We start from the raw sequence: 25,225 nt of genomic DNA, 5'->3' as shown, positions 1-25,225 counted from the left end.
ATGAATAATTTATATTTCAGTTTCTTGTAGCTTGGTACACTAAATTTACGGGATATTATAGATGAGAAGTAATTTGATTTTTTTAACGGTAACGCTTAGTTTAATCATATTTTCTTGTGGAGGGCGTACAAAAGAGCGGTCTAATGATACTTCGCCCACTAAGAGAGACATCATTATACAGGATGGGATGGTATTGGTTAAAGGTGGTGAATTTGCCATGGGTTCTGATGATCCTAGTTTTGCAGATGCTCTGCCCATACATAACGTTCATTTAAATGATTTTTGGATGGATGAACATGAGGTGACAAACGAGCAGTTTGCAAAATTTGTGGCGGCTACTGGTTATGTAACTATTGCCGAAAGGGAGATTGACCCTAAGGACTTTCCAGGTGTGCCTTTGGCAGATCTTGTTGCAGGTTCTGCTGTTTTCTTGCCATCTAAGGAACCAGTTTCGTTGGATAATCCGCTTCAATGGTGGAAATATGTGAAAGGAGCCAATTGGAAAACACCTTTTGGTGCTAACAGCAAAAACGACCCTAATGAACCAGTAGTACACGTCAGCTATACCGATGCGGAAGCTTATGCCAAATGGGTGGGGAAGCGCTTGCCAACGGAGGCCGAATGGGAGTATGCTGCCAGGGCTGGAAAGGAGCAGTTGCCTTATTACTGGGGTACGGAGTTAAAACCTGAGGGTAAATGGCAAGCCAATATATTTCAGGGCAACTTTCCGAACAACGACACCAAAGATGATGGGTTTAAAGGCGTTGCCGAGGTGAAATCATATCCTGCCAACGCTTTTGGCCTTTATGATATGGAGGGCAACGTATGGGAATGGTGTGCTGATTATTACCGACCAGATTATTATCAGCATAGTCCGAAGGAAAATCCGAAAGGTCCTGCTGATAGTTATGATCCACAAGAACCGAATTTAGTTAAGCGTGTACAGCGTGGCGGTTCTTTTTTATGTAGTGATGAGTATTGTAACCGCTATAAAGCGGGGAGTAGGGGCAAGGGCGAAATTAATAGTGCTTCGAATAATTTAGGATTTAGGTGTGTGAAAGATCTTGTTAAGTAGCGATGAATAGGAATAGACTTTTTAGCATGGGGTGGATATTGATGAGCAGCGTGATGATCATTACTTGTAAGCCGTCTCCCCAAAAGATGAAGGGATGGCCGATTACTAAGAAAAATGAGGTGAGAAGCTGCTGTAAATCCAATTTTCCGAGCCGCTTTGTAAAGTTGCAGGGAAAATTGGATACGATAGTATCGGGAAATAAGAAATTATAGCGGGAGTTTGTACACTTTTATATCATCATGCCAGATGATGCGGGTAGGTACGTCGTTGTTGGCGGTTGATGAGGCTGGCCTATATAAGCCCCATTTTAAGTAACCTAACTTGGCCTCTGGATTGTCGGGATTAAAGGTTTTAAAGTTCGTTACCTCATACATTTTCTGGTATTCGGTTTCTCCAGGTAGTTTTACAAAAACTTTATAATAGCCAGTAGCTGTATTTGACCAAAGCATGTCTATCCTAAAGTCTATCCATTTATTGATATGAGGTCGATAGTCGTTAACGATATTGATTTGAAGATTATCATTGGGCATTCTGAAAGCAATTGTATTTCTTTTGGTCATTAAATACCATGCTGGATTGCCACCGCCGCCCAATTTTCCCTGAAAGATGATATCGCCTGCATCTCCATCTTGAGTGGCAACATAGGGTTTCCAGTCCTTAAGCAATAGGCTAAATTCATATCTACGTTCGTCGCCAGGAACATGCCTCCCCTCATTTACATTTGCAGTGGCGCTTTCGCTGCGCCAATGATTGTCAGAGAAATAGCCATTATCGTCTAAAGTAACCTTGTGGGCAATGGCATACTTGCTATTGTTATGACCGGGAGAAACTAAATAGGAAGCATCTGCAGCAGTGGCATCGGTTACATTAAGGTTGGTAATGCCCGAGTTGATCATGCCATTTTCATAGTTGATTTCTAGTAGCGGTAGGGGCGCTACTGCTTGCATTTCTTCCTTGGTTCCACTGGTTGTTGTATTGCTTTTCTTACAGGCATAACAACCAATAAGCAGCATCAATAGAAATAGGTATTGAGCTTTTGCTTTTTTTAGGACTTTGTTAGTTGGATACATGGCCTTAACGTTGTAGGTTCGACTGGATGGTCTTCTCTTTGCCGTCGATAATTAAGCTTAAAGTGAGCTTGCCATTTTTTAAACTTTCTTCATCAAAACTTTTCATGCTTATTTTAGGTTCATCACTGCCATGGTAAGGATAAAGTACAGTTACAAAATATTGAGCTTTATCGTCGGCTTTTGGTTTTTCAAAACAAAATGCTGGTCTGGAAAGTTCTTTCTGGTAAGCATAGGAAACTTTTCCTTCCTCTTCTTTTACAGCAATGTTTTTAGTATGTAAGCTTTGGATCAGTAAATTATTACCATCGGCATAGTTGGTAGATATCTTTTGGGCTTTGTAATCAAAAACAGGTTTGCTGTCTTCTTTTAACTGAAAATGTACTCCTAAATTGCCAGTTGCCTTACCTTCGGCCTTATCGATAATGATAAAAAACTGCTGATCTACAAAACATACCGTACGTTGATGGTTGAGGTTGGCATAGCTTGGATTTGTATAACTTAAAATATCTAGTTTTGGACTGGTACTCCATTTTTCTAGCTTGGCTTGGGTAATTACCATGTTCTTATTGTCCAACGTTAAAGTATTGTGCACACGGGTTTGTCTGAACCATTCGCGTTGCTTCATGATTTCTGCATCGCCGCTGTACACGTAACAACCTGCATCTGGCATAAAGTTTCTACCGTTTTTCCAAAGTTCGAAAGTGCCATTATCAGGTTGGGCGTGAAATTCTCCTGGGGGACTTGCTTTCAATACCATTACCGTTGAATTCTCTTTCCAACCATTTCTAAATGTATAAAAGCCAGCAGTTGTCAGTGCTTTTGAAAGAAAGTCGGGCTCCTTACCTTCTTTGCCATCGGTAGCAAAATATTTAATGGTTTCATTTGAGGGGAAGGCTTTAGCCCACGTGCCAAATTGTTTTCTTCTGGCTTCTTTATCTACCCACCATGAATCGCCAAACATGGGATTGTTATTATCAGGAAAAGTAAAACTGATCAATGCCATCACCATATTTTCGATGGTTTTACTGTAGCTGCTTGGGAATTCGTTTTCCAAACCAGACATCTTTGCGGCATTATAGGCTTTCAGAAAGATATCGATTGATGCGACATGGTATACTGGTGAAAGCTCAAATTGTACGCCATCATCATAAACCTGTTTTTTGATTTCAGTATTTAGTACTGCTATGCCACTTTTACGCCAGCTTTCCGCGTCTTTAAATTCTGGGAAAAAAGCGCCAGCAAATAGCATACGCTGTGCTTCAAATAACAGATGGTTCCCTTTATCAGAGTATCTGGGCGGAATGTAGGCCGCTTGCTGATGGTAGCTATTTAAAAACTCCATTAAAAAGGTAGGGGTAAAGTTTGGCGAATTAAGAAATAGATTAAAGGTGCCTGGTAAACTTTGTATGCGTTCAGAAACCTCTAGTGGTCGCCAAGCATATTTGTCATTATCGGCAGAAAGCCCTAAAGGATTTTTTTTGTTCCAATCTCTAAATTGTAATACCCATTCCTTCGCATACTTTTCATCGCCGCTACTGCGATAGGCCAAGCCCATAGGTTGCCACCAATATACCCGGTGTAGTTGCCAGCGGACTTCATTGTCTTTTACTGGCCAGTACTGCCAATTAATATCTGCCCCATAATCAAAAAAGCCATAACCTTTTTGCGGCTGGAAATGGTGCACTAAAGCTTTGTCTGCCTTTTCCTGATTTGCTTTTCCGATGTCTTTACCTCTAAATCTGGCTTCTTCACCGTGGTTAAATTCAGGATGTTTAATGTTTTTTCTTTGGCGATAGTATTTAAGCAGTTCTGCCGCGGCTGCTTCATATTGGCCGTTAACGACATTTTTATTTACTTTTTCTAGCCCAGGATAAGAAAGGTTGAGGTGGTCAAAACTCGTCTTTGTGAGCTGTATTTCTTGTGCATAGGCAACTATGCCACCAATTAGCATGATGCAAAGCGCTATGTTTCTTTTTAAGTTCATCTTCAGTTTGGTGTTAGTTGCTCAAGTCTTGTTTGATATCAACTTTTTTGCCGTTGATAGTTAACGTAAGGTCAATTTTTCCATCAGCAATGCTGTTGCCTTTATTTTCAGTAAGCGCTACTTTAGGCGGAGTTTGGCCATCGTATGGATATAATATCGATATAAAGCCCTGCGTGCTACTATCATTTTTAGGTTTTTCGAAAGCAAATGCTGGTCTTGGTGCTTCTTTTTGATATACATAAGAAACAAAGCTTGGCTCTTCTTTTACGCTAATTTTATCTTTGTTTAGTATTTGTATCAGCAGGTTATTGCCATCTGTATAATTGGTTTTTATACTGTTGTTTGTTAAGTCAACAGTAGCTTTGCTATCCTCTTTCAGGTGATATCTAATTGCCAAATTTCCAGTGGCGGTGCCAATGGCCCTATCAATAATTACAAAGAATTTCTGATCAATGAATAAAATACTTCTTTGATGGTTTAAGTCTTTATAACTAGGGTTAACGAAGGATAATAATTGCAGGTTTCCTTTTGGTTGCCATTGACTAACTTTAGCCTTATTGATCAGGATATTTTGATTGTTTAGGGTAAGCGTTTGGTGCGCTTTTGTAGATCGGTACCAATCTCTTTTTGCATTTTCTTGATCACCCACGTTGGCATAAACAAAACTCCCAGCATCAGGTGTAAAATCACGTCCTTTTACCCATAGTACAAAGTTTCCATTATCAGGATGGGCATGGAATTCGGCAGGTGGGCCAGCCTTAATTTGCATCACTGTAGCATCCATTTTCCAGCCATTTCTGAAAGCATAAAATCCTGCATTAGGTAACTCACTCGAAAGGTAGTTTGGTTTTTCGCCACTTTTGCCGTCTGTAGCGTAGTATTCGATTACTTTATTCTGCGGAAATACTTTGGCCCATGTTTGGTAGTTTTTAAGCATGATACTTTTATTGGTGATAAAAGCATTGCCGTAAAGCGGAAAAGTATAATCTGGAAATGAATATTTACCTACAGCGAGCACCATTTTTTCAACCAGGTGACGATAGCTTTCTGGGAATTCCTTTGCCGAACCGTTTAATTGCGCAATTTGTAGTGCATCTAAAAATATTTTAATGCTACCAATGTGATAGGAAGGGGAGAGTTCGAACTGAACCCCATCTGGCAGGACCTGTTTTTTTATTTCTTCGTTTAAAACTTGGATGCCGCTTTTCCGCCAGCTTTCCGCGGCTTTCATCTCTGGAAATGCACTGCCTGCATACATTAAATGTAGGGCCTCATAAAGCCTATGGTTGCCAATGTCGGTATAGTTTGCTGCCACATAATCTGCTTGCTGCTGATAAGCATTTAAAAACTCCATCAAAAAAGCGGGAGTAAAATGAGGTGAATTGAGAAACATGTTGAAATAACCCGACCAATGGTTTAGCCTGAAAGAGACTACAAAAGCTTTCCAGGCATATTCTTTATCATCGGGGTATGCACCTTGCTTGTTTTTCTTGATCCAATCACGAACCTGAAAAACCCATTCTTTGGCATATCTTTCATCAGCAGTGCTGCGGTACACTAAACCCAAGGGTTCCCAAAAAGCAGTGCGGTGCAAAAACGTGGTCAACAATTGATCTTGAACTGGGCGGTATTGCCAGTTGATATCTTTACCATAATCATAAGTGGGATAAGCCTTATGAGGCTTAAATTGATGTAGCAAAATATTATTGGCCAGTTCAAGCGTATTTTCATTTACTTTTTTTCCTGCAAATTTTTGCTGCTCATCTAAATTGTACTCTAAATGCCTTACATGGGTTCGGTTACGGTAGTATTTTAGTAATTCTTTGGCGGCTTCGTCATAGTTGGCATCGTCTACTAATTTTTTCACCTTCTCTAGCCCTTTGCTAGCTAGATTGATTTGCTCAAAACTACTTTTATGTATGGGCTGTTCTTGTGCTTTAACCGTTAAAATGGTTAAACTGAGTATAAATACGGCAATGATGTTTTTAATCGTTCTCATCTGTTAAATTGATTAGTCATATCAAACCCTGGTTAAATGATAACTGTGCTAGATGATTTTTTTAATTTCTTTATATCTTTTTAATGCTTCAAGGTAATAATAATCAGCATAATCAAGCGGGGTATCTATTTCAGAATTATATAACATTGCACCAGTACTGTGTTTCAAGATAAATAACCCATTTTCACCTGGTTTAGCCAGATAAGCTTCAGATGATAACGATTCTAGAATGTTTTCCGCATAATCAAAATATTTCTTGCCGTCTTTTACCTGCGTACTCAAATCTAGCAAAGCTGATGCAATAACCGCTGCTGCAGAAGCATCTCTTGGTGCACGCTCAGCTGTTTCTAAAGCATTGTGTACATCGTAGTCCCAAACTGGAATTTTATCTTTTGGTGTTTTTGGATGGTTCATGATAAATTTGGCAATACTTTCTGCCTGCGCCAGAAACTTAGCATCCTTACTATTGGCATAGCACATGGTATAGCCATATAGGCCCCAAGCCTGTCCGCGTGCCCAAGAAGATTCATCTGTTAATCCCTGATGGGTAGCTTTGCGTACCACGTTACCATTTTCGGGATTGTAGTCTATCACATGGTAGGAGCTGTAATCTTTTCGGAAATGATTTTTCATGGTAGTTGTAGCGTGGGCATTAGCTACTGCGGTATATTTTTGTTCTTTAAACTGATTGCCTGCCCAATATAAATACTCTAGGTTCATCATATTATCTATAATTACAGGATATTGCCACTTGCCGAAATCCCAGGAACGAATAGCGCCAACTTTAGCGTTAAATCGTGCGGCTAAATTTCTAGCACCATCACTGAGTACGGGCAAATAAATTTTATCGCCTGTAATGCGATAGGCATTGCCGTATGAACAATATAACATAAAGCCTATATCGTGAGTATCTTTAATGTAACGGATAGAATCTAGTGCTAAGGTGAATTTTTTTGCTTTGTCCGCTAGTTCTTTATTTCCGGTAAGCTCATAACCATACCATAAACTGCCAGGGAAAAAGCCAGTAGTCCAATCTTTAACACCAACAACCCTTACACTACCATCAGGGTTTACCGAACGGGGGTTCTTGCCAGGTTGATAAGTTTGCGCAGCTTTGCTGAGTTGTAGGTTGATGATATCGGTGGTTTTTTTCAGCCAAACGGGCGATGGCTCTTCCTGTTTCAGCGTGGCATAGCTATTGGCGCTAAGCGTAATAGTTATTGTCGCTAAAAGCGTGCTAAACGTCTTTTTCATGAAATCCTTAAGTTTATATTTTTATCTGGTGTTTTGTATAGTGAAGGTACCAAGTGCAATCAAGGGAGGCTTTCAATAAAAGCTTTAAATATTTCGATTTTGTTTAATCTTTGGTGTATGCAGATGAGCTAGTCATCATAAGATATTCAAATAAAAAAGGCTGTTTAATAGTTTGGCCGCACTTATTGGGATATAATGGCTAGGTTCTGTTGATTTATATCTTTAATCGCCATTAACCAAAATTGATAGGAAATTATCCAAAACTGAAATTTAATTCAAAAGGCTGTTTATAAATTCGTTTTATCAAGCTAACCAATAATAAACATAGGTACGGGTTTCTGAATTGCTATTGAGTATTAAATTAACGGCAGTTGTTTTTGAAGGATTACGATGAGTAATTTTGTACGATTAATTTGATGCGCTGATCGTCTGTCAATTAGGAAGAAAACCCAAACTGGAAAACAAAAAGTTAAACATGAAACAAACTGTATTGTTACTGCTATTCACATTGTTCTGGGCATCGTTGTTTGCGCAAGAGATTGTTGTTAAAGGAGTGGTAAGAAATGGAAACAATGAGCCTCAGGTAGGGGCTACCATTTATGAGAAAGGAACCAACAACGCAGTTATTGCTGCTGCTGACGGTAGTTATCAAATTAAAGTAAAGGCTAATGCCATTTTGGTTTTTACCTATTTAGGGACAAAAACCGTGGAGCAGCCTGTAAAAAACAGAACTACCATAGATGTTAAATTGCTAGATGACCAGAATAACCTGAATGAGGTGGTGGTAACTGGCTACGGACAAACGGTTCAAAGAAAAGATCTTACGGGTGCGGTTTCTTCCATTAAAGGAGAGGAATTAGCAAAAATGCCAGTGCAAGACGTGTCACAAGCTTTGCAAGGAAGAATTGCTGGCATGCAGGTAGCCATGCCTGATGGCACACCAGGAGCTACACCAAGTATTGTAATTAGGGGAGGAACATCAATTACCCAAAGTAACGAACCTTTATATGTAGTAGATGGTGTACCTCAAACCGATGGCCTTAGCTTTCTAGATCCTATGGATATAGAATCTGTAGATGTATTGAAAGATGCGTCTGCTACCGCTATTTATGGTGCCAGAGGTGCTAATGGTGTAATCTTAGTAACTACCAAGCAGATTAAAGAAGGTAAGGTAACTATTAATTATGATGGTTATGTTGGAGCTAAGACCATAACAAGCCAGTTGAATGCCATGAACCCTTACGATTATACGAAGCTACTGTATGAACGTTCTTTGGGCGATCCATTGCGCATGGCCAGATTTACAACTAACTACGGTACTTTTGATCAGTTGGAGCAAAATTATCTGAATAGGCCAGGAATCAATTGGCAAGATCAGGTGATGGGGGGTACTGCCTTGAACCAATATCATAAAATTGCCTTTAATGGCGGAAACCGAGAAACTAAGTTTAACCTTTTTTATGCCTTGAATAAAGATGAAGGCTTGTTGTTAAATAGTTCGTCTGACAAGCACGTTGCCAAGCTTACCGTTAATCATAATGTAAATAAAAAGTTTTCGATAAGTGGTATTGTTAACTACTCGAACCAGAAAATTACGGGTTTGGGCGTGCAGGAAGGTGGGGTTCGCACCAGTATCATCCAATCGCTCATCCAATTTAGACCATTGACTGGAATCGTTGGTTCAGATGAAGATCTCATCGATTTTGAAATAGATCCTTTAGATCCTAGCGCAAGTGCTGGAAATGCATTGTTTCAAAGTCCAGTAATTACTCTAAATACACAACGCAGAGAAACGCTTGTTAATACATTAAATGCCAATGCCACTGCGCAGTATTATTTAACTGATAAAATTGTCTACAGAGGTTTGGTAAATTATACACAGGGCAATAGAAAAGTGAAATCTTTTAATGATGCCGCTTCTATTTTGGCTATACGCTCTGGAGGCGCTTTTGGTAGTGTCAGCACCTTAACAAATCAGCGATTTAACTACAGCAATACCGTAAGTTATAACAATACTTTTAACAAGGCGCATAAGGTAGATTTTACGTTAGGACAAGAATACATTTATGGTTATGCAGAAACACTGGCTACAGGAGATATCAAAGGTTTTCCAGCTGTAAATCAAGGCTGGGATAACCTATCGTTGGGTACCATTGCCAGTATTCCTACCACATTTGCAGAAGATGAGAAATTGTTATCATTTTTTGGCAGGGCAAATTATGGGTATAAAGGCAAGTATTTGTTAACAACGAGCTTGCGTTTAGACGGTTCTTCTAAGTTTGGAGAAGACAGCAGGTGGGGATTATTTCCTTCGGCGGCAATTGCTTGGAGGGCAATCCAAGAAAACTTCATGAAAAATGTGAAAGTATTTTCAGATTTGAAATTGAGATTGAGTTATGGAGAGGCGGGGAATAACCGTATTGCCAACTACGCAGCCCTAGGTATTTTTACCAATGGCATATATCCCTTGGGCAATCAAGTTGTAACAACAGCCTATCAGCAGAATTTGCCTAATCCTCAATTACAATGGGAAGCAGTGAGGTCTTTAAATGCAGGTTTAGATATTGGCTTGTTGAAGCAACGCATTACCTTAACAGCAGATTGGTACGATAACCAGTCGAGAGATTTGTTATTTCAATCACGTATTCCAGCTAGTTCTGGGTTCATTTCACAAATCCAAAATATTGGTACTACATCAAGCAGAGGTTTGGAGTTTACATTAAGTACCAGTAACATAAAAACGCAAAATTTTAATTGGAATACCAATTTTAACATCGCCTTTAACAAAACAAAGGTATTGAGTTTAAGTGATGGAGAAACGTCGATGCTAACCACTAGTTATACTGATAAAAATGATTTTATTTTAGCGGTAGGAAAGCCAGTAGGTATAATGTACGGTTATGTGCGTGATGGTCTTTATCAGGTAAGTGATTTCGATTACAATACCGCTACAAGTGTTTACACCTTAAAATCTGGGGTGGTTAGAGACGCTGAAGCGGCTGCCCAACCAGGCTTTATCAAGTTTAAAGATATTAGTGGACCTAATGGGGTTCCCGATGGTGTGGTTGATCAGTATGACAGAACGACTATTGGTAATGCTAATCCGAAATTTATAGGTGGTATTAACAACAGTTTCAGTTACAAAGGTTTTGATTTGAGTATATTTTTGAATTTTAGCGTAGGTAATGATATTTACAATGCCAACATACTCAATAACTCTAGGTTAGATTTAGAGTTTCAAAATACTTTGGCTCAGTTTGCAAACAGGTGGACAACTATTAATGCTGCAGGCGTTAGGGTAACTGATCCAGCAGAGTTAACGGCCTTAAACCAAGGTAAGGTAAATCCCGCCTATAATGGAAATAGTACGGGTAGGTTGCACACAGATATCATTGAAGACGGCTCGTTTTTAAGGATAAATAACATAAGCTTAGGTTATACTTTCGATAGGAAATTATTAAGCAAATTGAAGATTGACAGGCTTAGGGTATATGTAACGGGATACAACCTACACACATTCACTAAATACTCTGGTTATGATCCAGAGGTGAGTGTGATACGTACAGCACTTACACCAGGCGTAGATTATAGCGCTTATCCACGTGCAAAGTCATTTGTAGCTGGAATTAACTTATCTCTCTAACCAAAATTGATTTAAAAATGAAAAGCAAGATATTTTACTTTAAAGGAGTACTGGCTACGGGTTTGTTGGTTGGTTTACTTTGCATCACCTCATGTAAAAAGGCATTAGATGCAGACCCTTATTCTACCTTTACATCAGCCAATTTTTTTAATGATACTAATGAAGCGTATATGGCTACCTTAGGCGTGTACGAAATCATGTCGTCGTTAGATACTTATGGATGGTATATTCCACAGGTTTTTGATAATGATACGGATATTGGTCAGGTTTCTGGAGATACTTCTGATGAATGGCGAATGGTGCCACACTATAAAGGTGCGGCTGGTACTGCTATTTTTTACACCGTTTGGAGCGCATTGTATAAAGGTATAGATAGGGCAAATGTGGTGATAGAAAAAATCCCGCAAATGAGCCAGTTTACTAATGGTACAGCTGCAGAAAAGACAGAATTGAACAGAATGTTGGGAGAAGCCAAATTTCTGCGTGGATTTTATTATTCTGAATTGGTGCGCTTTTGGGGCGATGTACCCTTCAAAACAAAAAGCTCACAAACTGGAGACAATCTTAAGCTTGGTCTTACCGATAGGTATGTAATTTATACGCAGGTCATCAAAGATATGGAGGAAGCTGCAGAACTGCTGCCAGCAACTTTGCCAACCAACGAGCGTATCAATAAATGGGCTGCCAAAGCAATGTTGGCTAGGGTAGCATTGTTTGCTGGTGGATATTCGTTAAGAGCAGATGGACAGGCAAAACGCCCAGATAATTATAAAGAATATTATCAATTAGCTCAAAAGCACATCAATGATGTTATTGGAAGTACCCTTTACAAGTTAAATACCGATTATACGCTAGTTTTCAAAAACCAATGCCAACATAAATTTGAGCCTACAGAAAATTTATTCGAAGTCGCTTTTTATAATCCTTCTGGAAACAGGGGAAATGCATCTTACATCGGCATATGGAACGGTGTACAAACTGCTAATGGCGTATATGGTAGCGTGGCAGCAAGATGTGTAGCCACCAGAACTTTTTACAATAGTTTTCAAACAGGAGATATCAGAAGAGACTTCTCCATTGCAACCTATAATATCAACGCGGCTGGGGCAAGGGTGCCGCTTACAGGAAACAATGATCAAAACTGGTCGACGGCAAAGTGGAGCCGCGAATACCAAGTGAACACCACTACAACAGAAAGACAATATACCCATATCAATTACGTGGTGTTAAGATATTCGGATGTACTGCTAATGAGGGCCGAGGTAGAAAATGAACTGAACAACGGACCCAATCAATTGGCTTATGAAGCCATTAACACGGTTAGAAGAAGGGGGTTTGGAAAAGACCTTTATAACAACAGGGTGAACGTAACCTTAAGCACCGCTGGAACGGGATATACGGCCATACCTACCGTAACGATTACTGGCGGTGGCGGTACTGGTGCTACAGCAACAGCAACAATTTCTTCGGGTAGGGTAACAGGTATCGTGATGACCAATTTCGGTGCAAACTATACTTCTGTACCAACGGTAACAATTACTGGCGGTAACGGCACTGGTGCCACAGCAATAGCGAGCATTATTCAGCCAGATTTACCAACAGGTTTGAATAAGGACGACTTTTTTACCGCAGTTTTTAATGAAAGAGCGTTTGAACTTGCTTTTGAAGGTATGCGTCGTTCTGATTTGGTTAGATGGAACAAGTTGGCGACTAAAATCAAAGAAACCAATGATAATCTAAAGGCCATCAGAAGTACTTATTTTTATGTAGCATTCGCCAATTTTGTGCCTGGTAGACATGAGCTTTATCCATTGCCGCAAAATGAATTAGATGTAAACAAAAGTATCACCAGGCAAAATCCTAATTACTAACCTTAAAATTTATAACTGATGAAAAAGAGCTTTTTAGTGGTACTGGCATTCATTTGTGCTTTAACCGCTTCCGCACAAACCAAGCCAAAAGGCATGAAAGAATTGAGGGACTCGATGTTTACAGTGATGAAACTAAGCGATGAAAGCCGTAAAGCGATGCACGATGTAATTGCCGAAAGTGGCAAGGGGCAGAAAGCTATTCGTGAAGATGCCACTTTAAACGAGGTGCAAAAGAAAGAGAAATTAGCCGATTTTTTAAAAAATATGAGAGCTAAAGAACTGGAAATTTTAACTCCAGAGCAAGTGAAAGCTTGGAAAGAATTCACAGCTGAATTAAGAGAAAAACAGAAGGTGAAATCTAACTAGCTTGTCCACTACGCAAATTTTTGGACAAGCTGTTTAAATATCAATAAATAAAAATATGCAGGTAACCGTTAGATGTAAATTACGATTAGCGATTTGTTTTTTACTAATAGCACTAGCTGTTAATGTGAAAGGACAGCAGCCAGAAAGGCCGAATATCCTAATCATTATGACAGATCAGCACACCGCTGACGCCATGAGTAATGCGGGAAATAAAGACTTGCGCACGCCTGCTATGGATAAACTGGCTGCTAACGGTGTGCGTTTTAACAAAGCTTATTGTGCACAACCCCTATGCACGCCATCACGTACAGCTATCTTTAGTGGTAAAATGCCATCTGAAACTGGCTTTGTTGGTAATGCACCAGAGAAAGACGGACAATGGCCAGACAGCTTATTAATGATGGGCAAGATTTTCCAGAATGGCGGATACAAAACAGGCTATGTAGGTAAGTGGCATTTGCCAGTACCTGCCGCTAAGGTGAGCCAGCACGGTTTCGAATTTATACAGAATACCAATTTTTTAGATTATAACGATGCAGGAACACCTGCTTATTGTGCCCGTTTTATTAAAGAAAACAAAAGCAATCCTTTCTTATTGGTCGCTTCATTTTTAAATCCACATGATATATGCGAATGGGCTAGGGGTGAGACCCTAAAAATGGATGTATTGGAAGATGCGCCACCTGCTCACTTATGTCCTCAACTACCAGCCAATTGGAAAAAGCCAGCACATGAGCCAGAAATGATTAGGAAACAGCAGAAAGTGAGCTTTCGTACTTATCCAAGTGTTGACTGGACAGCCGATCAATGGCGGCAATATCGTTGGGCCTATAATCGTTTGGTAGAGAAAGTGGATAACTACATAGCAATGGTGTTGGCTTCCCTAAAGAAATACGGCGTAGAAAAAAATACCATCATTATTTTTACTGCCGACCACGGTGATGGTTATGCTGGACATAGCTGGAACCAAAAGCAAGTGCTTTATGAAGAGTCCGCAAAAGTACCTTTTATCATCTCCAAACTAGGACAGTGGAAACCGCGTGTGGACGATATGCTTGTTTGTAATGGTACGGATATTATTCCAACCATTTGTGGATTTGCTGGAATAGAAAGACCTCGTACTTTGAAAGGGGTAGACATTAGCAAGAAAATTGCCAACCCAAGTAAAAACCTTCGGGATACGCTGGTGATTGAAACTGCTTTTGCAGATAACGAAGAGTTGTTGGGCATTAATGGCAGAGCAGTAATTACAAAAGACTTTAAGTACATCGTTTACGACAAAGGTAATATCAGGGAACAGCTATTCGATTTGGTCAAAGATCCTGGTGAAATAACCAATCTAGCTGTTAGTGCTACGCACAAAAAGAAGCTAATTCAAATGCGTACTTATTTGAAAAAATGGTGTAACACCAATGGTGATAATTTTGCAAAAGCATTGTAATTGTGTATTGCTTTTAAAAGCAAATACACACCTTAGGAAATAAAGATTTACTTCGTGTATACAACGATTTTACTAACGTAAAGCTTGTTTTAAATCTCATTCAACCAAATTGAATGAGATTTAATCAAATTCAAAACTCTTATTGTAGGTAAGCTTATAATTTTAGGTTAAAGCCTTTCGAGGTTTTTCAAGGAATTTCTTTTTAACCATAATTAAATCTTACATGAGAAAAACTTTACTTACTTGTTTCGCTTTTGCAATGGCATTACTACAGGCAAAAGCTCAAAACCTCACCGCAGATAATGTGGTGGTACTAAAGCTAACTAGCCTATCGGGCTATGGTAGGGTAGCCACAGTTAGCTTAGAAGAGTATGCAGCTTCTGGTGGGGCTGTTGTCTCTTCTACCAATATCTCTAACACAGGTAGTGGTAACGATTTCTATTTGCCTTATGGCTCTGCAAGCAACCAGGCAACTGCTTACTTAAATCTTTCTACGGATAATCAGTTGCTAACGCTTTATGGCTATAATACTTTGCCTAGCACTACGCCAGCTACAACCGAATTGTTTGCAGCAGGAGCTTTAAACAGAACCTTTGTTGCGATCAATGCTTCCAGAACAGCAACCAAGATCACTACTGATGCCCATAGTGGAACGAACGTTAACCGTTCAGCTTTGGCTTATGCTTTAAGTGGTGGTACCTATGGTGTTTATTTAGCTGGCCACGGTTCTGGTATCAAATATTCGGTTTATAATCCTACATCAGGAACTTTAACTTCACCAACGGTAATCAACTCTCTAAATACAATTGATGTTAAAATTTATGAGGGTAAATTATATGCCACAAGTCAGGTTACTTCGGGTGTAAGTAGTTTTGATACAGAAATGCCTACAGCAGCAGCAACTATTGCTAGTACCTTTACAGTAAATAATGCGCATGACTTTGTGATTTTTCATCTTGGGGCAAATAAAATCATGTACGTGGCTGTTGCAGCCAATACCGCAACAGCAGCTGATGGTATTTTTAAATATTATTCTACAGATAATGGTGCAAGTTGGACTGCAGCTGGAAAGATAGATGGAAATACCACAACAGCTACTGATAATGGCTTTAGGAGCTTATCTGGAAGACTAGAGGCAGGTAAAGTTACGCTATATGGTGTCACTTCAAACAACACCACAAATAGCTTGCTTAAGATTGTGGATAATACCGTTTATAATGCAGCCATATCAAATGCCAATGCCACAGTTACCATTCTTGCAACCTCACCTACTGGATCTGGTTTTAGGGGAGTAGCGTTTACACCAGGTAGTACAGTAACCCTTCCAGTAACTCTTTCTAAAAACCTTTCTGGTAAAGCAATAGGTAATAGCGTTTCATTAAATTGGGCTACAGCAAGTGAAACCAACAGTAAAGAGTTTCAACTATTGCATGCTACAAATGGAAAAGATTTTACTACCATTGGCATAAGACCTACCACTTCGCCAACTGGTGCAAATTATAATTTTACGCACTTTAATGCGGCTGCAGGAGCTAATTATTATCAATTAAAGCAGGTAGATAACAATGGTAATGCTGAAACTTTTGATCCAGTAGTTGTAGATGTTAAGTTGTTGAATACAACACTTACCGTAAACAGTAATGCCAGTGGTGTAATTGCACAGATAAAAGCCTTAAATGCTGTGAAGAATGTTTCCTTCTCTGTAGTAGATATGAATGGAAAGGTAATGGCTAAAACGACGGCAAACGTGAACATTGGAAATAATGAGATACAAATTCCAATAAATTTGAATACAGGTATTTTTATCTTGAAAGTTTCAGGAGATAATATCTCGGAAAATAAGAAATTTGTAAGAAACTAGATCCTTGCAAAAGCTGATAGAAAAATTGGCCTTTGCAATTTGATAAAAGGTACTCGAAGTAAATAATATCGGTATATTGTAATGAGGTGTAATTTAGATAATCGTTAATGAAAAACTCTGCTGGTATTTCTCGTCTGCTTATATTCTTCGCCTGCTTATGCTTTGGGTTTCTTCAGTTTGGAGAGGTTGTTGCGCAAAGTCGAAATTTCAGAAATATTTCAGTAGATAAAGGCCTTTCTCAAAGTACTGGATTTACCATTGTACAAGACACGCTCGGTTTTATTTGGATAGGTACGCAAGACGGACTTAACCGCTACAATGGAAGAGATTTTAAAGTTTACAGTCCAGTTAAAAATGAGCAAAGCAGTCTGCAATCTTACTATATCCGAAGTTTGTATTTAGATGCAAAAGGCGGATTGTGGGTGGGTGGAAACCAGGGAATAAGTAGATACGATTATAAGAAAGATAACTTCGTTAATTATAAGCTTCCGAAAAGTTTAGGCGAATGGTATATTTCCTCAATTACAGAAGATACTCAGAAAAATATTTGGGCAGTTTCCATCTCAGGAGATATTTTTCGGTTAGCGAATGGAAAAGATCAGTTTGTAGCTGTTGACTTGAATACCTTAGCTAATGGAATTAAGAAGATTTCTTATGTGGGCAATTGGAAAAACAACTTGCTTTTTGGTACAGATGTGGGCCTCTTTATGCTTAAGGAAAAGGGACGGGCACTGTCAAAACTGGATCTTGGCGTGGCAAGGCCCTTTGTGAGTGACGTTTATATTGATCGTCAGCACTTATGGATTGCTACCGAGGGATATGGCTTGATCAGGCGTCACCAAGGAACTGGTCAAATCAGTCGATTTACGCATGCACAGGGGAAAAATAGTGTGTCAGATAATAATATACGGACCATTACTGAGGATGCAGATGGAAATATCTGGTTGGGCACTTTTAACGGTTTATCAATCTTAAATACCAAAACTTTAGCTTTCGAAAACCATTACCATCAAATTTCGCAGCCTTATACTATCGGACAAAATTCGGTGCGCTATATTTATAGGGATAAGCAAAATGGAATGTGGCTGGGTACATTCTATGCTGGAATAAGCTATTATCATAAAAACGATATTAAATTTAATTCACTTGGACAAAACGCAGGTCGATTATCACTTAGCGATGAAGTTATAAGTGCCATTAAAGAGGATAAATCTGGTAATTTTTGGATTGGAACCAATGATAAAGGACTAAATTATTGGAATAGGTCCAATCAATCCATCAGCCGTTATTCTTTTAAGGAAGGTAATTCAAATACGCTTAGCTCCAATAATATAAAGTCTATCGCTTTTGATCATCAAGATCACGTATTGATTGGTACGCATAACGGCGGCTTAAATATCCTTGATCCCAAAACAGGCAATGTTAAACGTTTTTTACACCAACCTAATGATCCCAATAGTATTTCTGGAGACTTGGTTTATAGTGTGCTAAAAGATCACAAAGGGCGGATTTGGGTAGGGACTAGGTCTGGGCTCGATCAATTTTTGCCGCAAACCCAAACTTTCGCTCATATCCATTTAGATAGGGCAGGTAAACGTTTAAATGCTGATGAAATTACCTATCTTTTTGAAGACAGTAGCCATAGGATGTGGATTGGAACCACCAATGGCGTATCTCAATTTTATGCTGATAATTTGTTGTTTGGTAACATCGAAGACAATTCGTTAAAAGAAGATGCCGTAAATTGTATTGTAGAAGATCAAAAAAAGAGGATTTGGGTTGGAACACGGGGTGGTTTGGCATTGTATGATGAAGTAAAGCGGTCTTTTTTGACTTTCACACATCGGAAGGACTTTATCCAAGGAACCATATATGGCATTTTACCTGATGAAGAAGGTAACCTTTGGATTTCTACCAATAGGGGACTAGTGCGGTTTAATCCAGATACTAAACATAGCCAATCCTTTTATGAAGCAGATGGTTTGCAAAACAACCAATTCAACGAGTATTCTTTTTGTAAAGCAAAAGATGGTATGATGCTTTTTGGGGGGATAAAAGGCATTTCCTATTTTTATCCTAATGCTATCAAACAACGCTCGCTGCCACTTAAGCTTAGTTTTACTGGGCTAGAGGTATTCAATAAAAAAGTATCTCCAGATGATGGTACTGATATTCTAGACAACCATATCGATCAGGCCCAAGCATTGAGATTTTCTTCAGATTACAAGCAATTCAGTATTTTCATTAACTCCTTCAATTACATTGCTACCAACCGTACGCACTACTTTTATAAATTAGACGGATTTGACGCCACATGGCAACGTACCGACGATCCCAAGATTAGTTACAGTAATCTTCCTTCAGGAAAATACAAACTATTGGTAAAAGCCGAAGGACCAAATGGAGAAGTAAGTGCAGAACGGCAGTTGGAAATTGTAATACTTGCGCCTTGGTATAATACCTTTTGGTTTTATTTGTTATTGGCGGTTGTGTTGCTAACAGCGGGATACTTCGCCTATAAAATCATAAAAGAAAGAATTAGAACATTGCATCAGCTAAAGCTTGAACGTGTAGATAAGGAGAGGGTGAGTTACATTAACAAAGTGAAAATGGATTTCTTTACCAACGTTTCCCACGAGCTACGTACACCATTGACATTAATTTTAGCCCCGCTAGAAGAACTTACCAAAAATACTCAGCTAGATAAAACCATCCATAAAAAGCACGAGTTAATGTTGACCAATGCAAAAAGGTTGTATAACCTGGTCGATCAGCTTTTTGAGTTTAGGAAAACTGAAATGGGTACACGTCAGCTAAAAGTGGGCCGTAAAGACCTGATTAGTTTTGTGCATGAAATCTATGAATCTTTTAAGCCGCTAGCAGATAAAAACAATATCCAATACACCTATCATGCTAACGAAGCCAGGCTACTATTCAATTTTGATAGTGATGCAGTAGAGAAAATATTATTCAATCTCCTATCTAATGCTTTCAAGTACACGCAAAATGGTCAAAGCATCAGTATTGACGTTTTTAGAAAAGGTGATCATGTGACCATGAAGGTAACTGATACTGGAATTGGCATTCATGAAGAAGATTTAACGAAGGTGTTTGACCGTTTCTATCAAGTAAGTGGTAAAGAGGTGAATTTGGGCTCGGGAGTTGGCTTAGCTTTTACAAAAAGCTTAGTGATGTTACACCACGGAAAAATATCGGTTGAGAGCCAGCCAAATCAAGGAAGTGTTTTTACCGTTGAGTTGCCCATTGCCGACTCTTATTATCTCAATGACCTGCCTGTACAAAACAAGGTTTATGAGCTTTCTATAGTGCCAGATGGCGTAGAGAATCAAAATGATAAAGTAGAAGATGATCATTTTACCCCTACTACAAGTGATAAAAGCATTAAATTACTAGTGGTAGACGATAACTTGGAAATTGTAAATTACCTGCAGGACTACTTTAGCGAAACCTATGATGTAAATGTAGCATACGATGGTAAAAAGGCGTTAGAAATGTTAGAACATCAGCAGTTTGACCTCATCATTAGTGATGTGATGATGCCAGAGATAGACGGACTAAACTTTTGCAAAAGGGTAAAGCAAAATATCAACACCTCCCATATCCCTTTCATTCTTTTAACCGCTAAAACCGAAACAGAACAACAGTTAAAAGGATTGGAAATGGGGGCAGATGATTATGTAACGAAGCCTTTTTCAACAGATTTATTAGCGGCAAAAGTTAATAATCTGTTACGGTCACGCAAACGGTTAAAGGAATATTACCAAGCCAACAAGGAAATTGTTCCCGAAAATATAGCTTTTAACACCTTGGACGAAGAGTTTTTAAGAGAAGCCATTTCGATCATTGAATTACATCTTTCAGATTCTGAATTTTCGGTAGATAAATTTAGTAGAGAAATAGGAATGAGTCGTTCCAATCTCTATTTAAAGCTAAAAGCAATTACAGGAGAGTCTGCTACAGATTTCTTAAAACGCATCCGTTTTAACAAGGCCGTAGAGCTGATGAAATCTAAGCGCTACACCATTGCACAAATAGCCTATATGTGCGGTTTCAATTCGCCTTCCTATTTTTCTACCGCATTTAAACAGTATTATGGATGTATGCCTACAGAGTATTTAAATAGATTAGAAGTAACAGGAGACAATCAAGCGTAAAACAAAGTGTTCAGGATCTTGAAATTATTTCCAAGTTCCATTAACACCATATGAGTATGAAGAAAATAACCCTCCGTCAAATTGCTGAAGATCTTAACCTGTCTATTTCAACAGTATCTAGAGCTTTGTCTGACAATTATCAGATCAGTGCCGAAACTAAAAAGCGTGTGGTAAATTATGCTGCAGAAAAGCACTTTACGGTTAATCGATTTGCCAAAGGACTTAAAGAAGGAAGGACCAACACGATTGGCGTTGTAATTTGTTCTATTGACAATGCTTTCATCACACAGTTGCTCAATGGTATTCACGATTACTGCAACACTGTTGGCTATCAATTTATGATGATGCAGAGCCGTGGCTGCTTTAAAACTGAGCAGAATTGTGTAAGACAATTAGCTGATTACGGTATCGATGGCTTATTGATTTCGCCTAGTTTTAACAGTACAGATCTGAGTTATTTATCGGTATTACAAAACCAAGGTATGCCGATTGTTTTATTTGACAGGATTAGCGAACAATTAAAAACACATCAGGTTGCGGTAGATAATTTTAATGGCGCTTATGCTGCTGGCAATGAAATGCTTGAACGTGGCCTAAAAAGCGTGCTAATTATTGGATGCAAACAGGATGTATTGTTAAGCAGCCAAAGAGTAAATGGTTTTTTAGTCGCTATGCAGAGCGATCTAAGTCACCATTGCATTGTTGAAGAATGTGATGCTTCGGATCCAAAGTTATTAGAAGAATATTTAAGAACGATTTTCTTAGCTAACTTAGTTCTAGAAAAAAAAGTAGATGCGATATTTACAACCACAGACTCATTCACAACCGCCGCTGTAAAAGTACTCCATAGGCTTGGTATAAAAATACCCTTAGTTGGTTTTTGCAATAGTGACTTGGCCGAGGTTTTACCAGGTAGTCCCACAATTATTCGTCAACCAGCTTATCAGATGGGTGAATTGGCTTCCAAGCAGTTAATGGCGCTGATCAAACGTGGCGGAAAAGATGATTTTGAAACAATTTATCTGCCCACTATACTGATTGCTGATGATGTAGAAGTACAAGAAGCCGTATAAATTTTAACCACCATACCATCATAACTTAATAATAATCAAAATGAATCTTACTCGTAAAAAATTAATTATCGCCTGTGTTTTTGTACTTGCAAAACTATCTGCCATTGGGCAAGTTGTAACGATAGATAATTACTATAACCATGAGCTGACAAAAAATATAGTTGGTAAAAACGTCGACTTTCATTATTTGTGGAACGATACGGCAATGACTGGTTTCTCGATTTTTGGTGAAGCCTTCAAAAAAAATGGTGCTAAATCACTTAAAACACTTAGCTCAGCTCCAACTGCCGCAAATTTAAAAGGCACAGATGTTTTTATCATCGTAGATCCAGATCACCTGAATGATAATCCTGAGCCCAATTATATGAAAGAAAACGACGCAAATGTAATTGCAGAGTGGGTAAAGGCTGGCGGAGTTTTGTTGTTGATGGGAAATGACGAACAAAATGCAGACCTAAAGCATTTTAATTTATTGGCATCCAAGTTCGGATTTACTTTTAATAACGATCTCATCCTGCATGTAAAAGACGACGATCATTTTGATGATGGAGGATTAAGGACGGCAAATGAACCTCTATTTAAAACAAGTAATTACATTTTCATTAAAAATGCCGCCTCTATTGCTATTCAACATTCTGCAAAGGCACTTTTAAAAACCAATGACGGAAAGAATGCGATGGTGATTTCAAAATATGGGAAGGGGATGGTGTTGGCCGTTGGAGATCCTTGGCTTTATAACGAATATACTAATGGACGTTTACCCGCAAGATTTGAAAATGATAAGGCCGCAAATGATGTAGCGGCTTGGTTGATTAATCATAGCAGAAAAAAAGGACGTTAATAAAATAAATGAACATGTTGGAAGTGACTGGGAAAAGCAGCAATTTCTAGTAAGCCAATTTACATCAGATTGATGCCGTTGGATAAAGATGGTTCGAGCAGCTTCAGTCAAATAGTTGTCCAAAAAAAGGTTAACTGGTTCTTCTACTAATGCTGGCCCGACGTAACAGTGTTTTCGCAAGCTTAATCACATCAGCTATTAGTTGAAATGGCTGTAATTGCTATAGGCTATTTTTCAAATCATGATTATTTCTTATTTTAGAATTACAATCATCCACCTAAGAAAAATAGCCTATGATAGTCAATACCATGACTTTACAAGAGATCTATATGGAGCTCTTTAAAGACCTGCCATCGTTGCTTTTAAGAATATCTAATTGTAAAAAAGAATTTAGAAGAAAGGTATTAAAGGCAAGTCGTTTCCCTTGTTCTGCCTCTTATGAGTTAAAAACTGGACGAAGAAAAAATCTTTTTATCCTAACTTTGGTCGCCCAAAAAAGGGGGGATGCAAAGTTGCCCTTTTTTAACATTTATGGGATTTATGATAGACCTGAAGGTACTTATGCTGCTGGTCTTATAATAGATGATGCAACTATCTTAATTTATCCGCCACATTTCTTTAAACGTTACCGAGAACGTATTGTTAAAGATGATAAGCTTTCGAACAAGCAGTTGATTCATTTGTATTTTACCAAATCTTGGATGCTTTACAAAGTGTTTGATGACGGTGAGCAGGAAGAACTGTGTGAAGAGTTTAAGTTTACAATGCATGAAGAAACAAGCTTTGTAGGTGTAGTAGAGCAAGGTTATTGTTTTGGGTCGACCTTTGGAAGTATTGTTGTGGTGAAAACGATCATCTCAGAGGAAAATATTTTTGATCATAAAAGGGAGCTTTTACATGAACTCCGAGAAAAATATAACCGAGTAAAGAAAGATCAGGGACTAGAAAACCTCATTTCCTTAATGTAGCTTATAAAAAAGACGAGGCATCCATAAAGGATACCCCATCTCATCTAAATTAACGCTCTCGGGTATAAAGGTAGGTATTGTTTGGGGTACAGCAATAAGGTATCGGTGTTTGTGCTTAATGTCTCGACGAAAGCCTGTGAAAGCTGTTTCACGATTGTGATTTTGAGGTTTTGGATTGTTTTAAGCAGCTGTTGGTTAGCTGGTGTTTTAAGGCTGAGGTGTAGCCTCTTGAAGTTTCTTCATGCTTTTTCTGAAGCTTAAAAAGGTTATGGTGTTTCCTAACAGATACAGGATGGAAAAAGTAAGGACGGTACTAAGGATATTGGGACTGTGTGTGTAAACATCTATCGATACTTTTACCGCTAAAATAAGCACACCAACCAAAGGCACCGCCAGAAATGTTAAAGAGGATAGGTAACCATTGTTCCTGATTTTTGCAATTTGATTAAAGAAAATGGCCAAAGAGGCCACTATCATCACTAAAAGATAGAAAAGGGAGAAGCCGAGATTTAAGATCACATCTAGCATGAATAAGAACTTCTCTATCCAAGTGCTGCCAGCTGGTTCAGACTCGGCAATTACTATTCTGTAGGCTATAAATAAGGCAAGGGTCATCAGGATATTGACAAACCAGTACCTAAATATTCTTTTCTTAATCATTGATACGCTTTTTAACAGGTGCTTGCTAAGTTAACATTTCTTGCTTTAGGGAAAGCGTTAATGTAGTATGGGCATGCTCTACATAGAAAAGAACGATGAACGCTTTGTGGTACAATTGTCTACCATAATTTCCACCATGGTTTTGCCTTAATTACATTTTGTGTCGTTTTACTTTCCACTGGTTGTTTATCATTATCAAGCTTATGTACTCGCTTTGTAATCAAATCTATTTCAATATGAAATTGCTTGCTATTGTCTGTATAGAGAAAACAGGTTGCATAGAGTTTATTGTTCGATATACCAGTTAGTTTAAAATCTTCGTGTTGATTATATTCAAATAAACAAGTTTCAACACCATAAATATCAATGAACCATAAATCGTAACCGTTTGAATAGTAAATGTAACGCTGTGTTTCATCTACTATAGCGCTTTTAATTTCTGAAATTTCTATAGTATTGAGCTGTTCTTTCGTATTAAGATCAATGAGGTATGCTGAACCACCAACTACCACAAAGGCCTTTTCATGTTTATTTAATGGCTTAATGAAGAAGGAAGCATCTAACCAGCCTCTTTGAAATGAACCCACCCATTCTTCTCCCTAATCATTAGTAAACTTAACCCAGGAGTTATCAGATGAAATATTACCAAAGTGTTTTTCTTTATACTCGCCTGAAATCGGCCTATAAATGAATTCTGCAAACATTTGAATAGGTATTTTAGGCTAATATAGTAGTTTTAGGCTAATAGAATTTTTTTGAATATCACATCACTAGTGTTTTTTACGTCGTACACTACGAATAACTTAGTAGCCAAGGTGGTGTTGTTCATGCCAACAAACTGTAGGAATATAATATTGAAGGAAAGTCGAAAGAGAATTATCAACCCTAATATCTGGCTTAATGCTTTCTATAAATCTGCTCTGTTCAATTCTAGTGAGTTGCCG

16 protein-coding genes are annotated in these 25,225 nt (G+C 38.5%); 10 read left to right on the top strand and 6 right to left on the bottom strand.

Annotated features, from left to right (window positions below; all coding sequences use genetic code 11):
• Positions 1-61 precede the first annotated feature (61 nt).
• The gene (locus tag DUT70_RS05885) at positions 62-1,075 is read left to right on the top strand and encodes a formylglycine-generating enzyme family protein (RefSeq protein WP_113646324.1); all 1,014 of its coding nucleotides are present in this window, start codon (positions 62-64) and stop codon (positions 1,073-1,075) included.
• A 206-nt stretch (positions 1,076-1,281) separates the two neighbouring features.
• Here the strand turns inward: DUT70_RS05885 and DUT70_RS05875 are convergent, their stop codons facing one another.
• The 4 genes from DUT70_RS05875 to DUT70_RS05860 are packed head-to-tail and all read right to left on the bottom strand — an operon-like array spanning position 1,282 to position 7,382.
• The gene (locus DUT70_RS05875) at positions 1,282-2,145 is read right to left on the bottom strand and encodes a heparin lyase I family protein (RefSeq protein WP_113646322.1); all 864 of its coding nucleotides are present in this window, start codon (positions 2,143-2,145) and stop codon (positions 1,282-1,284) included.
• A gap of 4 nt (positions 2,146-2,149) precedes the next feature.
• Positions 2,150-4,129, bottom strand: a complete 1,980-nt coding sequence (gene hepC, locus DUT70_RS05870) for a heparin-sulfate lyase HepC (RefSeq protein ID WP_113646321.1) — start codon at positions 4,127-4,129, stop codon at positions 2,150-2,152.
• Positions 4,130-4,142: 13 nt separating this feature from the next.
• On the bottom strand, positions 4,143-6,128 hold the full coding sequence (gene hepC / locus DUT70_RS05865; RefSeq protein ID WP_113646320.1) for a heparin-sulfate lyase HepC: 1,986 nt from the start codon (positions 6,126-6,128) through the stop codon (positions 4,143-4,145).
• Between the two features lie 48 nt (positions 6,129-6,176).
• The gene (locus tag DUT70_RS05860) at positions 6,177-7,382 is read right to left on the bottom strand and encodes a glycoside hydrolase family 88 protein (RefSeq protein WP_113646319.1); all 1,206 of its coding nucleotides are present in this window, start codon (positions 7,380-7,382) and stop codon (positions 6,177-6,179) included.
• Between the two features lie 475 nt (positions 7,383-7,857).
• Here DUT70_RS05860 and DUT70_RS05855 point away from each other — a divergent pair, with 475 nt between their 5' ends.
• The 9 genes from DUT70_RS05855 (at position 7,858) to DUT70_RS05815 (ending at position 23,621) form a co-directional block, all read left to right on the top strand.
• A complete protein-coding gene (locus tag DUT70_RS05855; protein ID WP_113646318.1) occupies positions 7,858-11,025 on the top strand; it encodes a SusC/RagA family TonB-linked outer membrane protein in 3,168 nt (1,055 codons plus the stop codon).
• 17 nt (positions 11,026-11,042) lie between these two features.
• Entirely contained in the window at positions 11,043-12,896 is a 1,854-nt protein-coding gene (locus DUT70_RS05850) for a RagB/SusD family nutrient uptake outer membrane protein (RefSeq protein WP_113646317.1), read from the top strand.
• An 18-nt stretch (positions 12,897-12,914) separates the two neighbouring features.
• Positions 12,915-13,262: a hypothetical protein gene (locus tag DUT70_RS05845; RefSeq protein ID WP_113646316.1), complete on the top strand. Its 348-nt coding sequence runs from the start codon at positions 12,915-12,917 to the stop codon at positions 13,260-13,262.
• 55 nt (positions 13,263-13,317) lie between these two features.
• Positions 13,318-14,703 (top strand): sulfatase family protein, encoded by a 1,386-nt coding sequence (locus DUT70_RS05840; RefSeq protein WP_113646315.1) that lies wholly within the window; start codon positions 13,318-13,320, stop codon positions 14,701-14,703.
• A gap of 223 nt (positions 14,704-14,926) precedes the next feature.
• Entirely contained in the window at positions 14,927-16,564 is a 1,638-nt protein-coding gene (locus DUT70_RS05835) for a T9SS type A sorting domain-containing protein (RefSeq protein WP_113646314.1), read from the top strand.
• A 107-nt stretch (positions 16,565-16,671) separates the two neighbouring features.
• Positions 16,672-20,739: a hybrid sensor histidine kinase/response regulator transcription factor gene (locus tag DUT70_RS05830; RefSeq protein ID WP_113646313.1), complete on the top strand. Its 4,068-nt coding sequence runs from the start codon at positions 16,672-16,674 to the stop codon at positions 20,737-20,739.
• Positions 20,740-20,795: 56 nt separating this feature from the next.
• Positions 20,796-21,812, top strand: a complete 1,017-nt coding sequence (locus DUT70_RS05825; protein WP_162926572.1) for a LacI family DNA-binding transcriptional regulator — start codon at positions 20,796-20,798, stop codon at positions 21,810-21,812.
• 40 nt (positions 21,813-21,852) lie between these two features.
• Positions 21,853-22,653 (top strand): DUF4350 domain-containing protein, encoded by an 801-nt coding sequence (locus tag DUT70_RS05820; protein ID WP_113646311.1) that lies wholly within the window; start codon positions 21,853-21,855, stop codon positions 22,651-22,653.
• 293 nt (positions 22,654-22,946) lie between these two features.
• The gene (locus DUT70_RS05815) at positions 22,947-23,621 is read left to right on the top strand and encodes a hypothetical protein (RefSeq protein ID WP_128353309.1); all 675 of its coding nucleotides are present in this window, start codon (positions 22,947-22,949) and stop codon (positions 23,619-23,621) included.
• Positions 23,622-23,828: 207 nt separating this feature from the next.
• Here DUT70_RS05815 and DUT70_RS05810 read toward each other — a convergent pair whose 3' ends face one another.
• Positions 23,829-24,281 (bottom strand): hypothetical protein, encoded by a 453-nt coding sequence (locus tag DUT70_RS05810; RefSeq protein ID WP_128353308.1) that lies wholly within the window; start codon positions 24,279-24,281, stop codon positions 23,829-23,831.
• Between the two features lie 119 nt (positions 24,282-24,400).
• Positions 24,401-24,868 (bottom strand): hypothetical protein, encoded by a 468-nt coding sequence (locus tag DUT70_RS05805; protein ID WP_113646308.1) that lies wholly within the window; start codon positions 24,866-24,868, stop codon positions 24,401-24,403.
• Positions 24,869-25,225 lie beyond the last annotated feature (357 nt).

It is taken from the genome of Pedobacter chitinilyticus (genome assembly GCF_003313385.1).
In the GTDB taxonomy this organism is placed as follows: Bacteria; Bacteroidota; Bacteroidia; order Sphingobacteriales; family Sphingobacteriaceae; genus Pedobacter; species Pedobacter chitinilyticus.
The sequence above is the reverse complement of the archived record's forward strand: the minus strand, read 5'-3'. Positions and strand labels throughout refer to the sequence as shown.